The sequence below is a fragment of the Clavibacter lycopersici genome, assembly GCF_003576405.1.
Taxonomy (GTDB): domain Bacteria; phylum Actinomycetota; class Actinomycetes; order Actinomycetales; family Microbacteriaceae; genus Clavibacter; species Clavibacter lycopersici.
Genome location: NZ_QWGT01000189.1, coordinates 1 through 5,595, shown reverse-complemented (window position 1 = coordinate 5,595; position 5,595 = coordinate 1). Strand labels below are relative to the sequence as shown.

Annotated in this window: 6 protein-coding genes; 1 reads left to right on the top strand and 5 read right to left on the bottom strand. The window is 62.6% G+C overall.

Annotated features, from left to right (window positions below; translation table 11 throughout):
* The 3 genes from DZG00_RS11675 to DZG00_RS11665 all read right to left on the bottom strand — a co-directional run.
* The coding region (locus DZG00_RS11675; RefSeq protein ID WP_119455645.1) for a M48 family metalloprotease at positions 1–822 on the bottom strand (822 nt) is incomplete at its 3' end.
* Positions 823–880: 58 nt separating this feature from the next.
* Positions 881–1,342 carry a MarR family winged helix-turn-helix transcriptional regulator gene (locus tag DZG00_RS11670; RefSeq protein ID WP_086515563.1) on the bottom strand — a complete coding sequence of 154 codons (462 nt, stop codon included), beginning with the start codon at positions 1,340–1,342 and terminating at the stop codon, positions 881–883.
* Between the two features lie 113 nt (positions 1,343–1,455).
* A complete protein-coding gene (locus tag DZG00_RS11665) occupies positions 1,456–2,181 on the bottom strand; it encodes an HAD family hydrolase (protein ID WP_119382457.1) in 726 nt (241 codons plus the stop codon).
* Positions 2,182–2,534: 353 nt separating this feature from the next.
* Between DZG00_RS11665 and DZG00_RS11660 the strand changes: the two genes are divergently transcribed.
* Positions 2,535–3,533: a MamI family restriction endonuclease gene (locus tag DZG00_RS11660; protein WP_119382458.1), complete on the top strand. Its 999-nt coding sequence runs from the start codon at positions 2,535–2,537 to the stop codon at positions 3,531–3,533.
* Here the strand turns inward: DZG00_RS11660 and DZG00_RS11655 are convergent.
* Both DZG00_RS11655 and nucS read right to left on the bottom strand, forming a co-directional pair.
* On the bottom strand, positions 3,530–4,435 hold the full coding sequence (locus DZG00_RS11655) for a DNA-methyltransferase (RefSeq protein ID WP_119382460.1): 906 nt from the start codon (positions 4,433–4,435) through the stop codon (positions 3,530–3,532). The genes DZG00_RS11660 and DZG00_RS11655 overlap by 4 nt on opposite strands.
* Before the next feature lie 382 nt (positions 4,436–4,817).
* The gene (gene nucS / locus DZG00_RS11650) at positions 4,818–5,513 is read right to left on the bottom strand and encodes an endonuclease NucS (RefSeq protein WP_119382459.1); all 696 of its coding nucleotides are present in this window, start codon (positions 5,511–5,513) and stop codon (positions 4,818–4,820) included.
* Positions 5,514–5,595: the final 82 nt, after the last annotated feature.

Sequence of the window (5,595 nt, the reverse complement as noted above, 5' to 3'; positions counted from 1 at the left end):
GCACGCGACCGCGCACAGCAGCCGCAGCGCCACCCGGTGCCCGCCGCGGGGGTGGCGCATGCGGTCGGCGCGGAGGGCGGAGAGGCCGCCGTCGGGATCCAGCTTGCTGAGCGCCGCCGCGACCGTGGCCGGGGCGGTGGCGCGGGCCGCGTGGTCGTCGGCGATGAACTCGATCGCGATGGTGGTGGAGAGCGCGAGGCGCTGGCTCGCGGGGAGGGCCGGGAGGATCGCACGGGAGACCTGGGCGATGCGCACCGCGAGCGCATGCCGCTGCTCCAGGTGCGCAGTCTCGTGCTCGAGGACGGCCGCGAGCTCGTCGTCGTCGAGGCGGGCGCGGGCCTCGGTGGTGAGGAGGATCACGCCGGTGGCGGGGGAGAGCGCGGCGAGCGGCACGTCGGACTCCACGAGGCGCGCGTCCCGCCCGGCGACCCGGTACGGCCGCGAGGCGAGCAGCAGCGTGGCCACCTCGCCGGCCCGGCGCCGGGCCTCGCGCACCACGCGTCCGCCCTCCTCCACGATGCGGAACAGCAGAACGCCGAGCACGCCGGCGGCCACGTAGGCCAGCGGGATCGCCGCCAGCGGTGCCGTGCCCGCGTCCTGCTCCGGGCCGGCGCCGACCTGCATCGCCATGCCCTGGTGGATGAGGAGGCCGAGCCCGGATCCGAGGCTCAGCACCGCCGTGATGAGGAACCCGTGCCACGCGGCGAGCATCGCGACCGGCCGTTGCGCGACGAGCGGCAGGCGGCCGAGGAGGAGCGGCGCCAGGAGCGTGACGGTGACGTAGCACTCCAGCAGGAGCACCGCGCGGACCGTGTCGCTCACTGGTCGCGCTCCGATCGGGTGGTGCGGTCGTGCGGATGACGCGGGTGGCCGGGTCCGCTCAGATGGTCTCGGGAAGCGCCTTCGCGTTGTCGATGACCTGGCTCAGCACGCCCTTGAGGCTCTCGAGCTGCTCCTCCGTCATGGAGAGGCGGTCGCGGATCTGCTGCGGGATGGCGACGGCCTTCTCGCGGAGCTCGCGGCCCTGGTCGGTGAGGCCGATCTCGAGCACGCGCTCGTCCGTCGCCCGGCGCACGCGCCACACGTGGCCCATGGCCTCCAGCCGCTTGAGGAGAGGGGAGAGCGTGGCGCTGTCGAGCTGGAGCTCGTGGCTCAGGTCCTTGACCGACCGGGGTCCGCGCGCCCAGAGGGCGAGGAGCACGAGGTACTGGGGGTGGGTGAGCCCCAGCGGGTCGAGGATGGGTCGGTAGAGGGCGGTCACGCTGCGGGCGGCGACGACGAGCGAGTAGCTGACCTGCCTGTCGAGCGCGAGCGGGTCCTGCAGGTCCTGCGGTGTTGACATGGTTCCTCCGCGGGTCATTCTGTCACTCCGTGTTGCTAACCCCGGGGCCGAACGGCTCCGGCAGCCGGATCTGTGGAAACGCTCCTGCTTGTGAGGGATTCGGAGCGGGTGGGTCAGGCGGCGGGTCGCGCGGCCGCCGGGAGCAGTCGGGCCTCGAGCTCGGCAGCCGTCTCGACCACCGCGATGGTGCCCGCGGCCTCGGCCGGTCCGCCGTAGCCCCAGTCGACCATCACCGTCGGGATCCCGTGGGCCGCGGCCCCGAGCACGTCGTGCTCGCGGTCGCCCACCATCACCACGTTGCCGAGGTCGACGCCCGCCGCGCGGAGCCGGCGCAGCGCCTCCTCGATGACGTCGGCCTTCGCCGATCGCACCTCGTCCTCGCTCGCGCCGCAGATCTCGGTGAAGAGGTCGGTGAGGCCGTAGTGGTCGAGCACGCGGCGGGCCTGCGACTCGGGCTTGCTGGTGGCGAGGGAGAGCGGGATGCCGGCCGCGTGGATCGCGCGCAGCACCTCGGGCACGCCGGCGTAGACCGAGCTGTCGAAGACGCCGCCGCCCGCGTAGCCCTCGCGGTAGTGGGCGAGCGCGCGCTGCTGGGCGTCGTCGTCCATGCCCGCGAGGTCGCGGAAGGAGTCGAGGATGGGCGGGCCCACGTACTCGAGGAGGTGCGCCGGGGAGGGCACGGGCAGCCCCATGAAGACGAGCGTCTTCGCGAGCTGGGCCGTGATCCCGGGGGCCGAGTCGGTGATGGTGCCGTCGAGGTCGAAGAGGATGCAGCTCCAGGGCGCGGAGCCCGTGGCGTGCGAGGACGGCGTGGTCGTGGTCGTGTTCGTGGCGGTCACGCGGCCACCCTACGAGGGTTGTCTATCGAGTTGTATTGAGGCGTGCCAGTGTTCGGTGACACGACCCTGTCGTGGGCGTGAATTGCGAATGCCGCTCGTTGTCGCCGCCAACGCCACGGCGGCACCCCGCAGTGAGTATCTGACGCGCACGGGGCCAGCCCTAGATGATCTCGAAGCGCCAGGCAATCCAATAGAGCGCTCCCGTTGTATTGAATGCATCAGGTGACGGGTTGAACACCAGCCAAGGAGTGCGATGCTTCGAGGGGACGCAAAAGTCGGACGCTCGGGAACTTTTTGAACCCAAAGTTTCCCCTGCTGTAGAATAACTGTTTCGTTTCTAGTACTGTAGAAATATGCAGCCCGACGCCTCCAAAATCAGCATTGACGATAACGAGCATAAAATCGTAGAGTTGCTCGACGATCTTATGCTTCGCCCCCGGCGAGAATTAATTAAGTGGTCGAGAACCACTAAGCAGACCCCAAACGTTAAAATTGGTTACCCCGGGCAGCACCTTGCCTCACTGATCACCGGTGTTGAGGGAAGTCGTACTGGGGCTCGCGGACATGACCTTATCGACGGTTCCGAAGTTAAGTCTTGTAGTCGAATCGACCAGCTCGACAAATGCAAAAACTGTAATGCATCCGTCGCCCGGCTCGAGAATCAGTGTCCGGCCTGCGGCAGTGCCGAAATCCAACGTAAAGACGATTCTAAGTGGCTTTTCGGGATCAGATCTGAAGCAGAGCTTCGACTTCTTACGCAAGATGTGGATCGCGTACTTATCGTCCTCGGAGACCACCCTCACTTCACGGATAACGACTTCTCCGTTTTAAGATTCCAAGCCTGGGAAATCTGGCCTAAAAATCCGCGAAACCGCCATTTCACTACACTGATGGAAGAATATTACCGCAACATTTACCTTGGACGTAAGGCTATTGATCCGAATTCAAATCCGGCCCCAAAAAACTTTTGGCCCTATTCCTTCCAGTTCTATATGTCAAATCCTATCAAAGTCTTCAGCTGCACTGTAAGTGATGCGGATTTGGACCCTCGTGTGACTGTTGATCACTACGTTCAGCCCCATGCGGACAGATCTGCTCTGGAGTCCGATTTGATGCCGAGTAGTATTCTTGGTAAGGCTGAGATGGACCTTGTAAAGACACTTCCCGACGATACCTTGACGGCTCTTCTGCAACCAGGAGTTTCGGCGGAGCAATTCAGAAGTTTTAAGAGACTCAATTTTATGCGCGGTGCCCTCAAGCATTTTGACGAGAACGCGCGATCGGGGATGCTGCTACGTAGTACGAGCTCTCCGGTTCCGCAAGCTGTCCCTTACAACCGCTTCTCAAGCTAATAGTCGAGCGTATCCTGGACCGAATGGGAGCTTATCCGGCGCTCGGAAATCCTCACATACTCTTCATCTTTCTCGATCCCGATAAAATGACGGTTAAGATTAAGGCATGCTAAAGCTGTAGTTCCGGATCCCATGAAGGGATCTAAAACCACCATGCCTGGATTGGTGCTTGCTTTAATGATTCGCTCGATCAAGGGAATAGGCTTTTGAGTCGGATGATGCCTGCGTTCCGAATAAAAGTTAATGTCCGTCCAAACGTTTGTGTATCCCATCTCAATATTAAAGGTGGCACCAACTTCCGACCAGGGCATATCGAATTGAAGTACCTCTTGCAGTCGTCCCCACATTTCTTCTGTCGGGACCTGGGCAAGAATATTGTTACCCGTGTAGAGCGACCAGACCCCGCCGCCATTGGCCTTAACCCCAAGCTGCTGGTTGATTTCGTAGGCCTTGAGGCCGAGTGCCTTCTGGCGCGTTTTCAGGAAGTCTTTTATGAACGGTTTTGAGTTGAACTGAAAGAACCAAACCGTTTCCGTAGTAGTTGGAAACATTTTATAAGTGCTTGTTTTGCGCCCACCAAGGCTACGTAGTCCCTTATCAATAACAATTTCTTGCCGGAAGGTAAACCCCAGTTCGGCGAGCGACGCATACAGATATACCAGATTTCGCGTATAGCCGAATATGTATAAACTTCCGGAACGCTTGATGACGCGACTAACTTCCGTGAGCCACTCAAGGCACCAGTCCACGTATTCATTCTTAGTTCGCCATTCGAAGTCCCACCGCTCGTTCACAATTTTCCAATACGGGGGATCTAATATGACAAGATCCACTGAATGATCCTTCAGTTTCTTCAGCTCGACGATGCAATCTCCGTGGATAATGTGGTCGAGTTGCGGCATGAGGACGTATGACCTTTCGGAATGCATCTTACAGAAGTTAGTGAGTATACAGGATGCGCAGTCGAGGTCTGCTTTAACTCTCCACGGACCAACGGGCTTCTTCGCAAGTCGGCCGGGTCGCTAACAGCGCTTAACGCAAGCAATCGACGCTACGTCTGCGAGATGTCTATGACGCTGCTAACCTTCCGTCACCTGAAATGCAAAGGTTTGCTTGTCGGTTGCCTATGATGGGGAGCGCTCTGCGAGAGATCCCTGCGGGGGATTTACATGTATCTACGCTACCTTCGTGTAATTTTCGTCGCTTTTGTCGACCGAAACTGTGGCGAATGCAGTCAAGTGCGGCAGTCCGTATGGGTGACTGGCCACAATTAATTGGCGCGGATCAGAACAGGCGGGAGTGCCCGTCGTCCATGCCGCGCATGGCGTCGTAGTCGAGGAGGAGGCAGCGGATGCCGCGGTCCTCGGCGAGCGTGCGGGCCTGCGGCTTGATCTCCTGCGCGGCGTAGACGCCCGTGACCGGCGCGAGGTGCGGATCCCGGTTCATCAGCTCGAGGTAGCGCGTGAGCTGCTCGACGCCGTCGATGTCGCCGCGGCGCTTCAGCTCGACCGCGACCGACCTCCCGGACGCGTCGCGCGCGAGGATGTCGACCGGCCCGATGGCGGTCATGTACTCGCGGCGCACCAGCTCGTGGCCGTCGCCCAGCAGGTGGATCTGCTCGGCCAGCAGCTTCTGCAGGTGCGCCTCCACGCCGTCCTTCACGAGGCCCGGGTCGATGCCGAGGTCGTGCGCGGTGTCGTGCAGCACCTCGTGGATGGAGACGACGAGCATGTCGGCCGTCTTCGGCTGCACGACGCGCCAGATCTCGCGGACGCCCGCGAGCGCCTGGACGTCGTCGGGCTCGACCTCGACGATCGTGCAGGGCGGGCTCATCCAGTTGAGGGGCTTGTAGGAGCCGCCGTCGGAGTGGACGAGCAGGCTCCCGTCGGCCTTGATCATGAGGAGGCGGGTGGCGAGGGGGAGATGCGCGCTGAGGCGGCCGGCGTAGTCGACGGAGCAGCGGGCGATGACGAGACGCACCCGGCGAGCCTATCCGGGCGTCGGAGGGGTGCGCGTCGCGCCGGGCGCGGCCGCGGCCGGTGCCACCGTCGCGGCGGCGGCG